This is a genomic window from uncultured Photobacterium sp., assembly GCF_947039875.1.
In the GTDB taxonomy this organism is placed as follows: domain Bacteria; phylum Pseudomonadota; class Gammaproteobacteria; order Enterobacterales; family Vibrionaceae; genus Photobacterium.
Map to the genome: position 1 here is coordinate 15,875 of NZ_CAMRAN010000045.1, position 17,051 is coordinate 32,925.

Sequence of the window (17,051 nt, forward strand, 5' to 3'; positions counted from 1 at the left end):
ATTAAATGTGGTGAAATCTTAGATATAAAAAAAGCCTCTAGTCTTGCAACTAAAAGCTTTTTGTTCAAATCGAGGCATTAAATTATTTAGCGTATGCGAAAATCACACTACCACCTTTAATGGTATCAATAATTTTTTTGCTCAAATATGTTGGTATAGCAGGGCAGCCCCAGCTACGGCCAAGATAACCGTTACGTCTTATAAATGATTCAGAAACATACTTAGCACCGTGAATAACAATATAGCGTTTTAATGCATTATCATTTTCACCACGGGTTAATCCATTTAGCTTTAAGGAATAACCATTACCGCCTTGGTAAGTCCCTTCAGTTAGAAAGGTACCTAGTGATGTTTTATGTGAATCAACACGGTTAGAAAAATTGTCAGCCATTAAACGTCCACTGTTTTCACCGTGTGAGACATAAGTACGGTAAAGCAATTTATTCGATTTTAAATCAATGACATAAAATCTTTTTTGGGTAGAAGGCTTACTGTAATCAATAATGGTTAATAATGATTTCTTTTTTCCACGAGTTTTATTATAAGCAATAAATGCTTTTTTAAACACGTTGTAATCAATTTTGCCTCTTAAATTAGCTTTTTGGTAGACATAATTAGCGACAATATCTGCATTCTTACGCTCAGTATGAAGAACGCGCGCAGACGCATTTAATGGTAATAGACATACCATTAATAGAAATAGGTAAATAACTTTTTTCATTTAATTCGTTCTATTCTTAAACAAGTTGCAAAGTTACAAAGTTGGTTAGCAATTAAGCGAGCAGATACTTTATCATAAATAAGAATTAAAAAAGAAGATTTAAATGGTAGGGTAAAGAAAGATTTTAATGTTTAAACTATGATAGTTGTTAAGATGGTTAGTTGTTTATTTATTGATAACAATGGCTTACTGATATGAACATCATTTAATTAAGCAAAGGAAGTTAGATTAATCTAAAGCTAAAAAAAGCTTGTTTCCATGATGCGCATTAAATGTAAGCTTATGATTATATTGGTTATTTTTTCTTCTGTTTCTTGGTTGTAAATATTTAAAATATATTATAAATAATAATGTTAGCGATGTATTAATCAACATTATTTAGCCAATAAATAAAATGGAAACAAATAAACATGAACATAAGATGAAGAAAAAGAAATAATATCTATTTATATTGTCCAATATAAAGAACAGCACCGATACTGTTAATAATATCGGTGCTGTTTTATAGATTAAATATTACAAACTTTACTCCAACTACCATCACTTCCAGGTATTGATGAGGTATACCAGTTCGCTTTATAGATCACGTTGTTGTAAATGATTTGATCGCCTGAACCTGCGTGGCTAGGATTGCCTTGCCAGTCAGTTTGCGGCCAATTAGGGTAGGTATTGATACCATTAGTCGAACAATCACCACCTTCGCCACCGCCACCGCCCGTATTTAAATCACCAAGAGGTAGGTTAGGTTGCTCAAATTTAAAGGCATATTCTTTGCTATTAATAATGACAGCATAATTAGCTGGACCTGTAATTGGTAGATAGTACACCATGTCTAGTTCATACTCGCCACCAGCAGGAAGTGCTTTCCATGCCGGTAGTGAGAAAGCGACGCGGTGCATAACACCATCTAAACCACCGATATTATCGCTACGGCTATGGCCCGATGAAATGACTTTTAAGCCACCACCGGATTGATCTTTTGCGTTGTCAGGTGCAGATACTGGTATATCAAACTGGAATTCAGTGCCTCCGGGAATATCAATGCCAGTATTGTTAGTGAACGTGATTTTCGGATTAATGGGGTAATTTTGATCACCAACCTTAAAGCCAGAAATTGCTACGCTGATATCAACGGCTTCTGTTGGAATTGCCGCGACAGCAATAGTATTACCATAAGGTGCTGCTGATTTAAATTTATCGTAAATGGCTTTGGTCATGGTGTTACCCATGTGGTATTCACCGTTGCCTGTTTGACAGGACTGTTCTGATACATCGATACCGGCGCGATTACCATTAGCATCAAATTGATAGCAGTTGTAATCTCCTGCTAATTCCCAGAACATGACGCCGCCAATTTCTTTATCTATAATGTAGTCGGCTTTAATATTGATAGATTCTTTATCTTCAGTAGATAAGAAGACTTTTTTATCCGCATTCCATAGCCAAGGTGAAACTGCGATGTTATCAAAGTGACGCTGATAGCTTCCCACAAATTTATCTTGTGGGTCATTAATCGGATCAAGACCATATGCCGCAGTATATGAACCATAGATACCATTGGCTAAGTTCATCGCATGCCACATTGGGTTTGAGCCCGCGCCCATCTCTTGACCTAATGCGTTTTTATCATGCCACATGTTATCGATACCGACAGCACCGTTACCACAGTTGTTTTTCTCTCCTTCGCCAGTACCCGCAGCACATTCAGATTGGTTAGGCAGGGCCGCTTTACCCCATAAACCATTTTCACCTCCGGTTACCCCTTGCCAACCACGCGTATAATAAGGCACACCAATATTAATACGTCCTGCTGGCATTGAACCACGGAAGTAATGGTAAGCCCAATCGGTGTTAAGATACCCTATGCCACCATAAGCTTCTGTACCATATACATTCCATGCTGCAAGTTCTGAATCTTTACCTGTGTCATACAGTGCTGCGTTATGTCCAACATGATCATTCCATGCACCATGTAGGTCATAAGACATTATGTTGACATAATCGAGGTATTGAGTAATAGCCATCGTTTCCATACCACGTAATAGATATGCAGATGATGGTGCTGCGATGGTTAACATATAATGCACGCCATCAGCAGCACTTGCCGCATCGACTTTAGCGCGCAATACACGCATCAATTCATGATAAGAACGCATGAGGTATGGGCGACGTGATTCAGAAAAGGCTTTATCGTCTGGATTACCGGCACCTGCCATTGAGGTTGGGTATTCATAGTCAATATCAAGTCCGTCAAACTTGTATTTCTTCATCATGTCTACTGCTGAGTTTGCAAATTTTTCAATGGCGTCATGATTGATACTGCCATCTGCATTAGTGGTCATGGTATAGAAACCACCATCAGCGACACGTTTACCTTCAGTATCGAAGTGACCCCCCGTTTCAGCCCAACCACCAATGGAAATTAATGTTTTAACATCATATTTTTCTTTAGCTGTTGCAAGTGCACCAAAATGTCCTTTGAAACCTAAGGCTGGATCAACCTCTACATCTGGCCATTGCTGACCTACCGCTGGGTTATTTGGGTCGTTAACATCACCAATATTGACTTTGCCATCAGCACCAATACTGACAAAAGCGTAGTTAATATGCGTTAATTGCTCCCATGGAATATCATTGACGAGATAGCTACTTTGCGGATCATCACCTGCACGCCAACTTGTGAAGTAGCCAATAACACGACGGGGATGATCGACGCCCATTTTTTCACGGCCATCTTGATCATAAATTGTGCAGTACGGGACAGTAATACCTTCAGTTTGGTAGAGCCCATCAGGACGACAGTTTTTCGCCGTATCACCACCATTAACTGTAATCGCTGTGGCAGTAGAATTGGTTGTTTTACCTAAATCATCAGTTGCACGAGCATAAAGACGGGTTGTACCAGCTTGGGTTGTGGTATAAGCAAAACTGTAAGGAGCGGTAGCTGTGGTGCCAACTAATGTACCATTAGCAAAGAAATCAACTTTATCAACTTGACCATCACTGTCGATGGCATCTGCTGTGATTGTAATCACATCACCGAGCTCAACGGTGGTGGCTGATGTTGTGATACTGATTGTCGGAGCTTGGTTTTCAGGATTACTATCGTTAACGGTGATAATAACCATGGCCTTATTACTAATAGCATCGTCATTATCATAAGCAATGGCGGTTAATGTATGCTCGCCTGCGGTAGCTTTCCAAGTCAAACTATAAGGTGCTTGGGTGTCAGTACCAATAATTTTACCATCAACACTGAATTCAATTTTGGTTATTGTGCCGTCATTATCATCGGCATTAACACTGATAGTAATCTCATCACCTGTTGTAATTTCTGTGGCTGCAGTTGGTGAGGTAATGTCAGCGGTTGGGGCAATATTATCGATTGGAGGTGGAGTACCAAGGCAGGTATCAAGCGTTAACCAATTACTGTATTGGCCGCTGTGAGTTGCAGGGCTGTTATTTTGTGTCCAATAATTAGCCTTATAAGCGGTTTTATTTTGCTGTACTTTATCCCCTCCGTTATAAACTTTACTGCTTTCCCATTCCGCTATATTCGTACAATCAATGGCTGCTTGGGCATTAAATGCGAATAAGCAGGACAAGCTAAGGGTACTTAGCGTAAAAAGTCCTTTTCTTGCTATTCCATGTTTCCCACGGTTCATATGTAATCCTTTTGTTTAATTATTGAAATAACACTAGTAATAAATCTGTGTTTATTTACTTTTTACGTGTCATAAAAAAACTATAAGTGCAGTCTGGTTATTTGCATCAATAAATGTCGGTATCTTCATACGAAGTCGCGAAAAAATGTTATCACTATGTAAAGGTTTATTTGTTTGTTGAATTAAGCGCACTTTATTGAGCAGTACATTAATGCTAATAAGGCTATGTTGATGTACTGAGCATTAAATGAAAGGGAGTAAAGGTGGAAAATAAAATGAGGGATGTATCTTAATAAGAAACCTTTATATTCACTTCCCTTATTTTTGACCATAGAGATGAAAAATAAGGGAAGGAAAAGATAAATAATTAATCTTTACTGAGTAAGAAAAGACTGATTATTAAGTAGCAAAATGTTACTTATTAATGCTTGTTTTGAAACTTTGTTTAGTTGTAGAGTCTGCTTTATTATACCAGTAATTCAACATCTTAGTGACATATTCTTGATCGATCTTAGCGTCTTTTGTTGCAGGGGCGACAGGTTGCATTCGCTGTATTTCAGTTGCGGTAACAACCGATGCTAATGCTGCTGGACCTTTACTTAAATTATATTTTGCAATTTCTTGTGGGAAGTCGCGGCTAATTTGAAAGCCATTTTTAATTAATACATCGTGTTTAAATGGAATGTCGCTTCCATCAGCAGAAAGCAAAGACATTGTTGGTTGATTATTGAATTTCTGTGCTTGGTAAGCACTTGAAATATTGGGTAGTTGCAATGTATATGCTGCGTCATTACCAGAGAATGTCATTACCACGACTTCTGAACGAAATAAGTGGGTATCGCCGTTTTCACGGTAATTTTTATCATAGCGAAAAGCGATTTGATTACTACCATTATTTAATGTTTGAGGTGCATTGCCTTCCGCATTAACACCATTGACGAGAACCAGTTGAGCCGATTGAGGTAGGTTAAGTGTAACATCTGCAAATGATGAAAAGCTGATGCTACACGCAGCTAAAGAGAGGAGGGCTGTACGTAGTTTCATGTCGATTCCTTTTGAGTACGAATAATGAATAATATGAATTAGGTAAAGTGCCGTTATTGTATTCTGATCTTTACGATGTTGACAAATAACCGTCGAAATTAATATTTAATAATGATTTTGTTGGCATAAAAAAACCCAGTGTCGACTGGGTTTATGGTATCTCTATGCTAAATTGTGCATTATTTTACGTAACATGCAAAACCTTTAAGGTAGAAACCTTCAGGGTAGGCACTGTCTAGAGGGTGATCAGCCGCTTGGCTGAAACGTTCAATAAATTGTACGTCACGATGCGCATCAAGTGCTGCATCTGCAATGATTTTTTGGAATAAACCATTATCCATTAAACCAGAGCAAGAGTAAGTTAATAGCATACCGCCTGGTTTTAGGATTTGCATTGCTAACATATTGATGTCTTTGTAACCACGACAAGCACCAACTAGCTGAGATTTAGACTCGGCAAATTTAGGTGGGTCCATAATAACAACATCAAACAGCTCGCCACGTTCACGGTACTCACGTAGTAATTTAAATACATCAGCATTCACAAACTGTGCATTTTCAACGGGGTAACCGTTAACTTCTACATTAAGTAGCGCAGTATCAAGTGCTGGTTGAGAAACATCAACGTTAACTACTTCACTTGCGCCGCCTTTTAGTGCGTACAAGCCAAAACCGCCAGTATAGCAGAAGCAGTTTAATACGCGCTTACCGTTAACGTATTTAACAGATGCTTCGCGACTATCACGTTGATCAAGGTAGAAGCCTGTTTTGTGGCCACCAACGATATCAACGTTAATTTTAACGCCATTTTCTTCGATAGTGACAAATTTAGGTGGCTCTTCACCATGCAGAACGCCAGTGCGTTGTTTTAAGCCTTCTTTTTTACGAACAGAAACATCTGAACGTTCGTAAATATTACAGCTTGGGTAACATTGCTTTAACGCTTCAATAAGTACTTCACGTTGTGCTTCTGCACCTGCACTCAATAGTTGGCACACTAAGTAATCTTGGTAGCGGTCGATAGTGATACCAGGAAGGCCATCAGATTCAGCGGCAATTAAACGGTAGCCTGTAAGGCCATCGCGAGCGGCTAAGACATCACGTAGACTTTGTGCTGCATTTAGGCGGTTAACAAAGAAGTTAACGTCAATGGCTTCATTTTTGTTGAATGTCCATACGCGAATGCGAATTTGTGACTGCGGAGAATACGCACCACGTGCTAGCCATTCGCCTTTATTATCGTAAACATCAACGGTTTCGCCTAATTCTGGTTTTCCTTCAATGCGATCAATACCGCGAGAAAAAACCCAAGGGTGGCGACGGCGTAGTGATTTTTCACGGCCTTTTACCAAATAAATAGAAGCAGTCATGACATGCCCAGTATGGAATTCGAGTGGGGGCGTATTATGTTGTGCTGGCTAAGTAAAATCAAATGAAAAAGCCTAAGTTGGTATATAAACCTGCGATTGCATACTAAATAAACCTTGTAACATCATTGTTTTTTGCTTAGCAACCATCAAAATCTTGTAATAATACCGCTAAAATAGAATTAAGATCAGTATAAAAGAAGAGTAATTGTTATGACGCGGTGTTGTATAAAAACGCAGGTTATAGGGCATGTACAAGGGGTTGGTTTTCGATTTCATACTGCTCACCAAGGTTTGATGCTTGATTTAACGGGATATGCAAGAAATTTGGCCGATGGTAGTGTTGAAGTTTTAGCCTGTGGTGAACAAGAGAATATTGATAAACTTATTCAATGGCTACAGCATGGTCCTAAAACAGCAACGGTTGAGTGGCTTACAACAGAGACTTTAGTGTGGCAGCACTTAGATGGATTTAAGATGAATTAGAGGTAATTATTATAATAACCAAACCAAACATATAGGAAAATATCGCCAGTTATGTTTGGTTTGCTGTATTGTTATTTAGATACATTTAACAGGTTTAGGTAACCCTGCTAATTTTGTTGCTTGCTTTGCTGGTCCTTTAGGAAATAAGCGATAGAGGTAACGCGAGCTACCCTTTTCTTCACCATATTGTTTAGACATGGCTTTTACCAGCATACGAACAGCGGGTGAGGTATTAAATTCAAGGTAAAACTCACGAACAAAGCGAATCACTTCCCAATGGGCTTCTGATAATTCAATATCTTCTTCTGCGGCAAGTTGTGCGACAAGATCTTCCGACCAATCATCCACATTTTTTAGATAACCTTGGGCATCGGTATCGATTTGTACACCATTAAATTCAAGCATAGTAGACCTCTCTATTTCTAACGCAGCAAGAATAGTGATTCACTTGTCTGCCTGCAAGTAAAAAACAAAAAGCCCGCATTAAATGCAGGCTTTTTTTAGTTCGTTATTCGTTACGATAAGTGGATTATCGTAAGTTCATCACTGTGATTAATTATCGCTGCTATTTACTACACCTAGAATCTGAAGCAAGCTTAAGAATAGGTTGTAGATAGAAACGTATAATGTAACCGTTGCTGAGATATAGTTTGTTTCGCCACCACGCACGATTGACTGTGTAGTCAATAGAATCGCCGCTGATGAGAACAATACAAACATACCGCTAATTGCGAGTGATAGCATTGGCATCTTTAAGAAGATGTTTGCTACAACAGCAACGATAATCGCAATGAAACCCGCCATTAGCATACCGTTAAGGAATGATAAATCACGTTTCGTTGTTAATGCGTAAGCTGAACAAGCAAAGAATGTCAGTGCGGTACCACCGAGCGCAGTCATAACAACATGCCCCATACCTGCACCCACATACATATTTAAAATTGGGCCAAGGGTATAGCCCATAAAACCTGTCAATGCGAATACAAATACTAGACCAAGGCTGCTATCACGGTTACGTTCAGTTAAGAAAATTAAGCCGTAGAAACCAACAAGAAGAATGATCCAATGTACAGGTGGAACATTCATAACCATTGCTATGCCAGCTACAACAGCAGAGAACAATAACGTCAGCGATAGTAAGAAATAAGTGTTACGTAAAACCTTATTGGTTGACAGCACGCCTTCGTAACCATTGTCACGATTGACCATACGTTCGTTCATAAGTGTTCCCCTTAGGGTAGTTATGTTAATTCTATTAAAGCTATATATGAGGCTAAACAATACGAATTGCAAGCGTAAACTCAAGCTTTATATTGATTTGTCTGCCATCAAGCATATTATAAGTGATTGAACATTAAAATACTTTGTTCATTAATTTTCATGTATCGTTAAGTTGTAACTAAGTGTTACCTCAATAAGGCTTACTTTAATGGTGGCAGTTTCAGCCATTAGTGCAATATTTGCTGCAAAAAAAGTTGAGTTCGATCGGATTTTGGATTATTAAAAAAGTCATGGGGATTGTTTTCTTCAATGATTTCACCTTGATCCATAAAGATAACCCGATCAGCGACTTGGCGCGCAAACCCCATCTCATGAGTAACGCATAGCATTGTCATGCCTTCATTCGCCAGTTCAACCATAACATCCAATACTTCCCGTACCATTTCTGGATCAAGCGCAGACGTTGGTTCATCAAATAACATGACTTGTGGATTCATACATAACGAACGGGCGATAGCGACGCGTTGTTGTTGTCCTCCTGATAGTTGACCGGGATATTTATGGGCTTGATCTGGAATTTTAACGCGCTCTAAATATTGCATAGCCAATGCATTAGCTTCTTTCTTTGGCATTTTTTTTACCCAAATAGGGGCTAAGGTGCAGTTTTCTAGTACGGTTAGATGTGGGAATAAATTAAAATGCTGAAAACACATGCCGACTTCTTTACGAATTAACTCAATATTTTTCAAATCTCCAGTAATGTCTTGCCCTGCAACAGAAATTTTACCTTGCTGATGTTCTTCTAAATAATTAATGCATCGGATCATGGTTGATTTCCCTGATCCTGAAGGGCCACAAATGACGATCTTTTCTCCTTTACGGACTTTTAAATTAATATTTTTAAGTACATGAAATTGACCATACCATTTATTTACATCCGTAAGTTCGATAACCCACTGCGTATTACCTGATGTGATTGAGGTGTTATTGGTCTTTGTCATTATGCAATCCTTGCTAATGTTGATGCCCAGTATGTAATTTATTTTCTAGATAGATACTGTATCTAGACATACTAAAACAAAAAATCCAGAAGACGAAAGCGACAAAAACGTAGCTTTCAGTAGCAAAACCTAACCATTCAGGATCGCTGGTGGCGGCTTGTCCTATCCCTAATACATCAAACATACCAATAATAAGTACCAAACTGGTGTCTTTAAATAAGCCAATAAAGGTATTTACAATTGATGGAATAGTGATTTTTAAAGCTTGGGGTAACACAATAAGATACGTTTTACGCCAGTAACTTAACCCTAACGCATCTGCCGCTTCATATTGACCTTTAGGTATCGCTTGCAAACCGCCTCGAATTACTTCTGCCATATAAGCCGCACTGAACATGACTACGCCAATTAAAGCTCTAATTAGTTTATTGGTTTCTAATTCTGAACTTAAAAACAATGGCAACATCACTGATGCCATAAATAATACTGTGATTAATGGTACGCCACGCCAAATTTCAATATAGACGGTACAAATACTTCGAATGATCGGCATTTCTGAACGTCGCCCAAGCGCTAATACAATACCGATGGGTAACGATACCACAATGCCAACAATGGCAATAACTAAGGTGATTAGTAAGCCACCCCATAAGTGCGTTTCAATGATGGGTAGCCCCGCAACCCCACCATATAAAAGAAAACCGACAATAAAGGGATAGATATTAACGAAGAAAAGCCAAATCCAACCGCGATAGGGGGTCTTTTCATAGGCTAATAAGGTAATGAAAACAGCCAATGTGACATAAAATAATTTAGGTCGCCATAATTCAGTACTGGGGTAGAAGCCAAACATGAATTGATCAAATCGTACTTTAATAAAAGTCCAACATGCGCCGGTAAGGGTACAAGCATCACGTGAGTCGCCTTGCCAATTGGCATTAATTAATGCCCAATCAATGATCCCCCATAAACCAATAATGGCAAAATAGCCTAAAAGTAAAGTGATTATTGTATTGAAGGCAGAAGAGAATAGATGTTGCCGTAACCATCCAATAATACCCACTGTATTTGTTGGTGGGGGTAAATTGGGTAGAAATTGATGTTTATTCATACTTACCTCTCAACCAAAGCCATTTTCTTGTTATAGATATTCATTAGCAGTGATGTAATTAAACTCAAGCTTAAATAAACCGCCATTGTCATTGCGATGATTTCAATCGCTTGTCCTGTTTGATTTAAGGTGGTACCAGCAAAGACCGAGACCAGATCGGGATAACCAATTGCCATCGCCAGCGAGGAGTTTTTAGTTAGGTTTAAATATTGACTAGTAAGGGGCGGAATAATAATCCGCATCGCTTGTGGAATCACAATTAAACGCAGGGTTCTATTACGGGTTAAACCTAAGGCTTCAGCAGCTTCTGTTTGGCCATGGTTAACCGCATTAATCCCTGATCGTACAATTTCAGCAATGAAAGCAGCGGTATAAATACTCAGTGCCAGTAAAAGTGCGGCAAGTTCGGGTAACACGGTAATTCCGCCACTGAAATTAAATCCTTTGAGAGCGGGATAATCGATACTAATCGGTTTACCACTTATAAAGAACGTTAATAATGGCAATAAAATAATAACCGTGAAATTAACGAGAAGTACGGGGGATTGTTTACCTGTATCTTGTTGTTTTTTCTTAGCGTAATAGTGATAACTCATCGCGATGAGTAGAGCAATAAAGAAAACGATAAAAATAATACCAGAGCCTTGTTCGAAAATAGGGCTAGGGACAGATAACCCACGTACATTAAGGAAAATACTCTCGCCAAATTGTAGACTTTGTCTTGGGGATGGCAGAACTTGTAAAACAGCAAAGTACCAAAAGAAGATTTGTAGTAATAATGGAATATTACGAAAAATTTCGATATAAAAAGCTGCAAAATGACGGACTAACCAATTAGGTGATAAGCGTGCGATGCCTATGATAAATCCTAATATCGTGGCTAATATAATCCCGAGAACCGCAATTAATGCGGTGTTGAGTAGACCGACAAAAAAAGTACGACCATAACTGAAGGTTTCATCATAATCGATAAGAGTCAGCCCAATTCCAAATCCTGCTTCTTGATCAAGAAAATCAAAGCCAGTGGCAATTCCTCGAGTTTCAAGGTTGGTTAAGGCGTTATTGACGACACTATAAAAGAAAAAAATCAGTGCAATGATAGCGATGACTTGAAAGATAATAGCGCGAAAAGTCGGGTTATAAATTAAATTTTTAGTGCGAGATTTCGTTTGCGACTTATTAGTATGCGTTAGAAATGCCATACAATATCCTCATATCCATTGAGATGGACAGAGGGAGCCATAACGACTCCCTTTTTCATATACGAACTTAAAAGAGACGGTTATTAACGGATAGGCGGTGCATATTGGATACCACCATTGCTCCACAATGCATTTAATCCACGTTTAATTTTAAGTGGTGATCCTAAACCGACAGTACGTTGGAAGCTTTCATCATAGTTGCCTACTTGTTTAATGATCTGGAAACCCCAATCATCATTTAACCCCAAACCTTTACCTTTCGGGCCATCAAGACCAATTAGACGACGAATGTTAGGATCTTTTGAGTCTTTTTTCAGTTGGTCAACGTTGGCAGAAGTAACATCAAATTCTTCAGCATTGATCATAGTAAATAATGTCCAACGCACAATATTGAACCATTGGTCATCACCTTGACGAACAACTGGGCCAAGGGGCTCTTTTGAAATTATTTCAGGTAGAATGATGGCTGATGTTGGATCTTTAAGGTTTAAGCGTAGGGCATATAAGCCAGATTGGTCGGTGGTAAGTACATCACAACGTCCAGAGTCAAAACCTTTTGATGTTTGAGGGGCGGTGTCAAAAACAACAGGTTTATATTTCATGCCATTTACACGGAAGTAATCAGCTAAATTAAGCTCGGTAGTGGTACCTGACTGCACACAAACCGCAGCACCATCAAGTTCTTTCGCACTCTTTATGCCCATGTCCTTTTTGACCATGAAACCTTGGCCATCGTAGTAGTTGACGCCAGTAAAGTTAAGCCCAAGAGAGGTATCACGGTGCAGTGTCCAGGTTGTATTACGCGACAAAATATCAATTTCACCTGATTGTAAGGCGGTAAAACGTTCTTTAGCGGTTAACGGTATATATTTAACTTTGGTTTTATCGCCTAGTGTGGCTGCGGCAACAGCTTGACAGAACTCAACATCAAGACCTTCCCATTGACCTTTAGCATTCGGGTTTGAAAATCCGGGTAGGCCAGCACTAACACCACATTGGACATAACCTTGTTTTTTTACTTTATCAAGAGTGCTGTCGGCGGCGTTTACATTAACTGCGAAGAGAGTAGCAGATACAGTAAGTACCGCTAATACGCCGGTTATTTTTTTAGCCATTAGTACCTTCCTTAGTTTGGTCAATAGTTAAATCAACATGTCGTAGTAACTTAATTATTGATAAATCATTAACAATACACCAACAATTACAAGTATAGGAAAATATGTACAAAGGGCTAGTTTTGCGGGTAATTGGTTTGAAATAAAAACGACAAAGCCCAGCATAAGGCTGGGCTTTACCTTCAAATTACATATTGACTTATGCTGTTGTGAGTTTTTTCTCTAGCGCTTTGGCATCGACTTTTTTAGTGATAACTGACAATATAACGGCAACAGCAATCATGGCTGAACATACAGTGTAAGCCAATGTATAAGTACCAGTGGTATCGACAGCAAATGCTGCAACAACAGGACCGATAAAGCCACTCACGCCCCATGCAGTATAAAGCACGCCATAGTTAGCACCATAGTTTTTCAGACCGTAGAAATCAGCAATAATCGATGGGAATACTGCCAGTAATGTGCCGTAACCAACCCCCGCGACTGCCGCACCAATAATTAGCGTAAACTCAGAGTTAAATGTAGCGAACATCACCATATTGATGCCCTGCATAACAAAAGCGATCATCAGTGTTTTTACGCCACCAATTTTATCTGACAAGATACCTGCAGCGACACGACCGCCTGAGTTAAAGATAGCAAGGATCACCACTAAATAAGCGGCATCCGTGATGTTTGCTTGCGTGGCAGCAATAGATGTAATATTTCCAATAATCATTAAACCAGCAGCAGACGCAAATGCATACATTACCCATAACGAATAAAACTGTGGCGTTTTTAACATACCGCGCCAATTAATATCAACAGGCTTTGCTGATTTTGCTTTATAACCCGCAGGGACTTCGGGTACATAATCGGCTGGTGGATTATTGATGGTAAACGCGAGTGGTACTGCGATAACTAATACCGCGATACCTAAGACAAGGAAGCTAGTGTTGATACCATACTTTGCAATAAGTGTAGATGTTAGTGGGGCTAGATAAACTGCAGCCAGACCAAAACCTGCTGCAATAAGGCCATTAACTAAGCCCTTTTTCGATGGATGGAACCATTTCATTGCTGATGGGCTTAAGCAAGCGTAACCAAATCCAATACCACTGCCTGTCATCACACCAAACGTAAGTACTAGCATCATTGGGGTCGTTGCAAAACTTGAGATGATCATGCCTAAACCGACCATTATTGTACCTAGAATCAATACACGGCGAGGGCCCATGCGATCTTGAAGGATGCCAGCAACTAATAGCGATAAAGCAAAAGTAATAATAGCAATAGTATAAGGTAGTGATGCATCCGCATTCGACCAGCCTAAATCAACCACGAGCGCTTTTTTAAAAACACTCCAAGCATAAAGGATACCCATACATAAGTTGATACAAAAGCCTGCTACCAATATTTGCATAGCGCGATCAAATTTTTTCATAGAAAGCTCATTAATTGACGTTTAGCGTTGCTGTAAAATAGGGTTCTACATAACAATAGACGAGTGATTTAATATGACGATGAAAGTCAAATTTTAGAAAGAGCGCGGAGTGTAACAACATAAAAAAAATATGATATTACTTAGACATTCCTTGTTACAAAACAGCAATACGGACATGATGAAAATGGTGGGGTAGGTATAGATAAGTAAATGGAATAGAACAAAAAAAGAGAAGATAAACAATATCTTCTCTTTTTTTTAATGATGAACAATGCTATTTAGTGACCAAGGAAACTGATGTAACCTTGAAGAACAATAAGGTTAGTGATATCGATAAAGAAAGCACCAACAATTGGCACAACCATAAAAGCTTGTGGCGATGGACCATTACGAGAAACTAACGAACCCATATTCATTACAGCAGTAGGGGTTGCACCCATACCGAAGCCACAGTGACCACCTGCAATAACCGCTGCATCATAGTTACTGCCCATTACACGGAAAGTAACAAAATAGGTAAATAAACCTAGTACTACCGTTTGGACTGCCAGAATAATCAACATAGGCATTGCCAGATCCATCAGCTCCCACAAGTGCAAGCTCATCAGTGCCATCGCTAAGAACAGTGACAATGATATGGTACCAAGGGCATCGACTGTTTCTTTATTGATTTTATAGCACTTAGTGCCTTCACATATATTGGTAATAAACACACCAATAAATAGCGCATAAACAAATTCAGGAATGCGCAATGCACTGATTCCAAAGCTATCTATAAAGTCTTTAAAGTGGGAAGCACCAGCAACACAAACCAATAAAATAAATAAAACTTCGATAGTGTTTTTAGAGGTAATACGGTCTTCTTCACGATCACTATAAGTAATCAGATCTGGGTGCTCAATATGGTGATTACCACTTTCACCAAAATCAGATTTTAACTTATGTTTATTGATCAAGCGTTGTGCAATTGGGCCACCAATAATACCACCCATAATTAAACCAAACGTTGCCGCGGCCATTGATAGCTCTAGTGTATTTAAACCATAATCAGTAGCAAAAGTTTGAGACCAAGCAGCGCCAGTACCGTGACCACCAGAAAGAGTGATAGAGCCAACGATAAGACCAAGTAATGGATCTAAGCCTAAAGCTTTACTCATACCGACGCCAACAGCATCTTGAATGATGATAAATATTGTTGCGACACCTAAGAATAGGAATACACGTGAACCACCTTTTATTAGCAGTTTATAGCTAGCGGCAAGTCCAACGGTTGCAAAGAACATTTGCATTAACGTGTCTTGCATACTTAATTTGAAATTAATGTCATAACCTTGAAAATGGAAAAATGTAATAATAAAGGCAATGACAAGCCCGCCGACGATCGGCTCTGGAATATTATATTGTCTTAAAATCTTGACTTTCGTATTAATAAAGTAGCCAAGAAAAAGTACGATTATTGCAATAAGCAAGGATTCGAGCTCATTAACATGAATTGGTGTTGTCATTTAAAATCTTCTTTTTTACTTCTTTAGTGCTAATTTTAACCCCAAAAAGACATTCTTACCATATTGCTATTGTTATAACACTATGTTAGCTAGTGCCTATTTTGAGTGCTTGGGTATTTATATATTATTGAGTAGTCGTTTTTTTATATGGTTTATTGTTAGAGTATTGCGTTTTATTGTTAAAAGTTAGAGCTTATTGTGTTTTGTTATTTATTGTTTTCATCAATGCGCTTTGGGTGGCGTTTTTTTGCTTTGTAGATGTGGTTAATTTTTCAGAATCAACGTGTTATATTTTATTATTGTGACTTTTAAACTATAGGGTATAGCATTCTTTTTATTTAATAGCTGTAATACAAAGGTTAAATTGAAAATTTAGTTGTTGGTAATGTGATTAAAAAAAAAGGGAGAATTCTCATAACCTGAGAAATATACAAAGTTGGCTAAAGTTCTATTATTTGGCCTTTGAAAAAAAAGCATAAAAACTAGAAAAAAACTTATGAAACATCGTTCAAAATAATAAAGAGAGGCTGTTTTGGCCTTCATGGGTTATTAAATATAACTAATTTCGTTCTTATTAATGAATATTTTCCTTATTTATAGATAGCTAACGAAATAATTTATGCATTAGATAACCTATTGCTTATATAGTCTTATCTCACAATATGAGAATAATAGTCGTATCTTATTTTTATGCGTAATCTTGCGCCAGGAAGAAGAAAAAAAGTAGTTTATGATACTAGCGAGAGTAGGATATTAATGGTAACGACGCGAATATATCGCTACCACTAAATTGTAGTGATGAGATATGAAAATATAGATTTGATTGGCTTTTAGCAAAAACCTACTCAGCGCTGTATTTTTTTAACTTTAGATCTTTTTTCAGTTGTTGAATGTACGCAATGCGATCAGGATCGGCTGGGCGAGTATCATTTTGACGCTCTTGTTGGGCTTCACTTGGAAGCACACAGCGCCCACGAATACGTTGGTGATATTGTTTCGTTTCTTGTTCTGCACGTAATGTGGCTTGTTCTTGCTCTTTTGCCATCGCTTCACGTGCTTTGCTCTGATCGGTAGCATCTGCTACAACATAAGCATGGCGTTTTTGTATTCTATTTGGTTGTTGACCAAATTGTTCCCGTTGCTTAATAAAGTTATCTAAGTGATCACTAAAACTCATTGTGACGTCCTAC

14 protein-coding genes are annotated in these 17,051 nt (G+C 38.5%); 1 reads left to right on the top strand and 13 read right to left on the bottom strand.

The genetic code is table 11. The annotated features are described in order from the left end of the window. Positions 1-82: 82 nt before the first annotated feature. From Q0V26_RS14275 to Q0V26_RS14290, 4 genes are all read right to left on the bottom strand, one after another. Positions 83-721: a murein L,D-transpeptidase catalytic domain family protein gene (locus Q0V26_RS14275; RefSeq protein ID WP_297482869.1), complete on the bottom strand. Its 639-nt coding sequence runs from the start codon at positions 719-721 to the stop codon at positions 83-85. Positions 722-1,230: 509 nt separating this feature from the next. Further along, a complete protein-coding gene (locus tag Q0V26_RS14280; protein WP_297482871.1) occupies positions 1,231-4,386 on the bottom strand; it encodes a glycosyl hydrolase family 18 protein in 3,156 nt (1,051 codons plus the stop codon). Between the two features lie 414 nt (positions 4,387-4,800). Further along, positions 4,801-5,430 (bottom strand): DUF2057 domain-containing protein, encoded by a 630-nt coding sequence (locus tag Q0V26_RS14285; protein ID WP_297482874.1) that lies wholly within the window; start codon positions 5,428-5,430, stop codon positions 4,801-4,803. A 179-nt stretch (positions 5,431-5,609) separates the two neighbouring features. After that, the gene (locus tag Q0V26_RS14290; protein WP_297482876.1) at positions 5,610-6,800 is read right to left on the bottom strand and encodes a class I SAM-dependent methyltransferase; all 1,191 of its coding nucleotides are present in this window, start codon (positions 6,798-6,800) and stop codon (positions 5,610-5,612) included. Between the two features lie 210 nt (positions 6,801-7,010). On the opposite strand from Q0V26_RS14290, the gene yccX reads away from it, so the two are divergent. Further along, positions 7,011-7,283, top strand: coding sequence for an acylphosphatase (gene yccX / locus Q0V26_RS14295; protein WP_297482879.1), 273 nt, complete (start codon positions 7,011-7,013; stop codon positions 7,281-7,283). A gap of 75 nt (positions 7,284-7,358) precedes the next feature. Here yccX and tusE read toward each other — a convergent pair whose 3' ends face one another. The 9 genes from tusE to Q0V26_RS14340 all read right to left on the bottom strand — a co-directional run bounded on the left by tusE (position 7,359) and on the right by Q0V26_RS14340 (position 17,038). After that, positions 7,359-7,688 carry a sulfurtransferase TusE gene (tusE, locus tag Q0V26_RS14300; protein WP_080157708.1) on the bottom strand — a complete coding sequence of 110 codons (330 nt, stop codon included), beginning with the start codon at positions 7,686-7,688 and terminating at the stop codon, positions 7,359-7,361. A gap of 147 nt (positions 7,689-7,835) precedes the next feature. Next, positions 7,836-8,504, bottom strand: coding sequence for a Bax inhibitor-1/YccA family protein (locus tag Q0V26_RS14305; RefSeq protein WP_080157707.1), 669 nt, complete (start codon positions 8,502-8,504; stop codon positions 7,836-7,838). Positions 8,505-8,731: 227 nt separating this feature from the next. Continuing rightward, positions 8,732-9,505: an amino acid ABC transporter ATP-binding protein gene (locus tag Q0V26_RS14310; RefSeq protein ID WP_297482884.1), complete on the bottom strand. Its 774-nt coding sequence runs from the start codon at positions 9,503-9,505 to the stop codon at positions 8,732-8,734. Positions 9,506-9,518: 13 nt separating this feature from the next. Next, positions 9,519-10,616 (bottom strand): amino acid ABC transporter permease, encoded by a 1,098-nt coding sequence (locus tag Q0V26_RS14315; protein ID WP_297482888.1) that lies wholly within the window; start codon positions 10,614-10,616, stop codon positions 9,519-9,521. 2 nt (positions 10,617-10,618) lie between these two features. Then, on the bottom strand, positions 10,619-11,818 hold the full coding sequence (locus tag Q0V26_RS14320) for an amino acid ABC transporter permease (RefSeq protein ID WP_297482890.1): 1,200 nt from the start codon (positions 11,816-11,818) through the stop codon (positions 10,619-10,621). A gap of 83 nt (positions 11,819-11,901) precedes the next feature. Continuing rightward, positions 11,902-12,933: an amino acid ABC transporter substrate-binding protein gene (locus tag Q0V26_RS14325; protein ID WP_297482892.1), complete on the bottom strand. Its 1,032-nt coding sequence runs from the start codon at positions 12,931-12,933 to the stop codon at positions 11,902-11,904. A 199-nt stretch (positions 12,934-13,132) separates the two neighbouring features. Continuing rightward, positions 13,133-14,356 carry an OFA family MFS transporter gene (locus tag Q0V26_RS14330; RefSeq protein WP_297482894.1) on the bottom strand — a complete coding sequence of 408 codons (1,224 nt, stop codon included), beginning with the start codon at positions 14,354-14,356 and terminating at the stop codon, positions 13,133-13,135. A 278-nt stretch (positions 14,357-14,634) separates the two neighbouring features. Further along, positions 14,635-15,861 carry a sodium/glutamate symporter gene (gene gltS, locus Q0V26_RS14335; RefSeq protein WP_297482896.1) on the bottom strand — a complete coding sequence of 409 codons (1,227 nt, stop codon included), beginning with the start codon at positions 15,859-15,861 and terminating at the stop codon, positions 14,635-14,637. 841 nt (positions 15,862-16,702) lie between these two features. Continuing rightward, complete coding sequence (locus Q0V26_RS14340) at positions 16,703-17,038, bottom strand: hypothetical protein (protein WP_297482898.1); 336 nt, start codon at positions 17,036-17,038, stop codon at positions 16,703-16,705. Positions 17,039-17,051: the final 13 nt, after the last annotated feature.

Excerpts from the sequence above, each read along its gene's own strand:
- Q0V26_RS14285 (WP_297482874.1), bottom strand. The coding sequence starts at position 5,430 with ATGAAACTACGTACAGCCCTCCTCTCTTTAGCTGCGTGTAGCATCAGC.
- Q0V26_RS14315 (WP_297482888.1), bottom strand. The coding sequence starts at position 10,616 with ATGAATAAACATCAATTTCTACCCAATTTACCCCCACCAACAAATACA.
- Q0V26_RS14310 (WP_297482884.1), bottom strand. The coding sequence starts at position 9,505 with ATGACAAAGACCAATAACACCTCAATCACATCAGGTAATACGCAGTGG.
- yccX (WP_297482879.1), top strand. The coding sequence starts at position 7,011 with ATGACGCGGTGTTGTATAAAAACGCAGGTTATAGGGCATGTACAAGGG.
- Q0V26_RS14320 (WP_297482890.1), bottom strand. The coding sequence starts at position 11,818 with ATGGCATTTCTAACGCATACTAATAAGTCGCAAACGAAATCTCGCACT.
- Q0V26_RS14340 (WP_297482898.1), bottom strand. The coding sequence starts at position 17,038 with ATGAGTTTTAGTGATCACTTAGATAACTTTATTAAGCAACGGGAACAA.
- gltS (WP_297482896.1), bottom strand. The coding sequence starts at position 15,861 with ATGACAACACCAATTCATGTTAATGAGCTCGAATCCTTGCTTATTGCA.
- tusE (WP_080157708.1), bottom strand. The coding sequence starts at position 7,688 with ATGCTTGAATTTAATGGTGTACAAATCGATACCGATGCCCAAGGTTAT.
- Q0V26_RS14305 (WP_080157707.1), bottom strand. The coding sequence starts at position 8,504 with ATGAACGAACGTATGGTCAATCGTGACAATGGTTACGAAGGCGTGCTG.
- Q0V26_RS14330 (WP_297482894.1), bottom strand. The coding sequence starts at position 14,356 with ATGAAAAAATTTGATCGCGCTATGCAAATATTGGTAGCAGGCTTTTGT.
- Q0V26_RS14325 (WP_297482892.1), bottom strand. The coding sequence starts at position 12,933 with ATGGCTAAAAAAATAACCGGCGTATTAGCGGTACTTACTGTATCTGCT.
- Q0V26_RS14275 (WP_297482869.1), bottom strand. The coding sequence starts at position 721 with ATGAAAAAAGTTATTTACCTATTTCTATTAATGGTATGTCTATTACCA.
- Q0V26_RS14290 (WP_297482876.1), bottom strand. The coding sequence starts at position 6,800 with ATGACTGCTTCTATTTATTTGGTAAAAGGCCGTGAAAAATCACTACGC.
- Q0V26_RS14280 (WP_297482871.1), bottom strand. The coding sequence starts at position 4,386 with ATGAACCGTGGGAAACATGGAATAGCAAGAAAAGGACTTTTTACGCTA.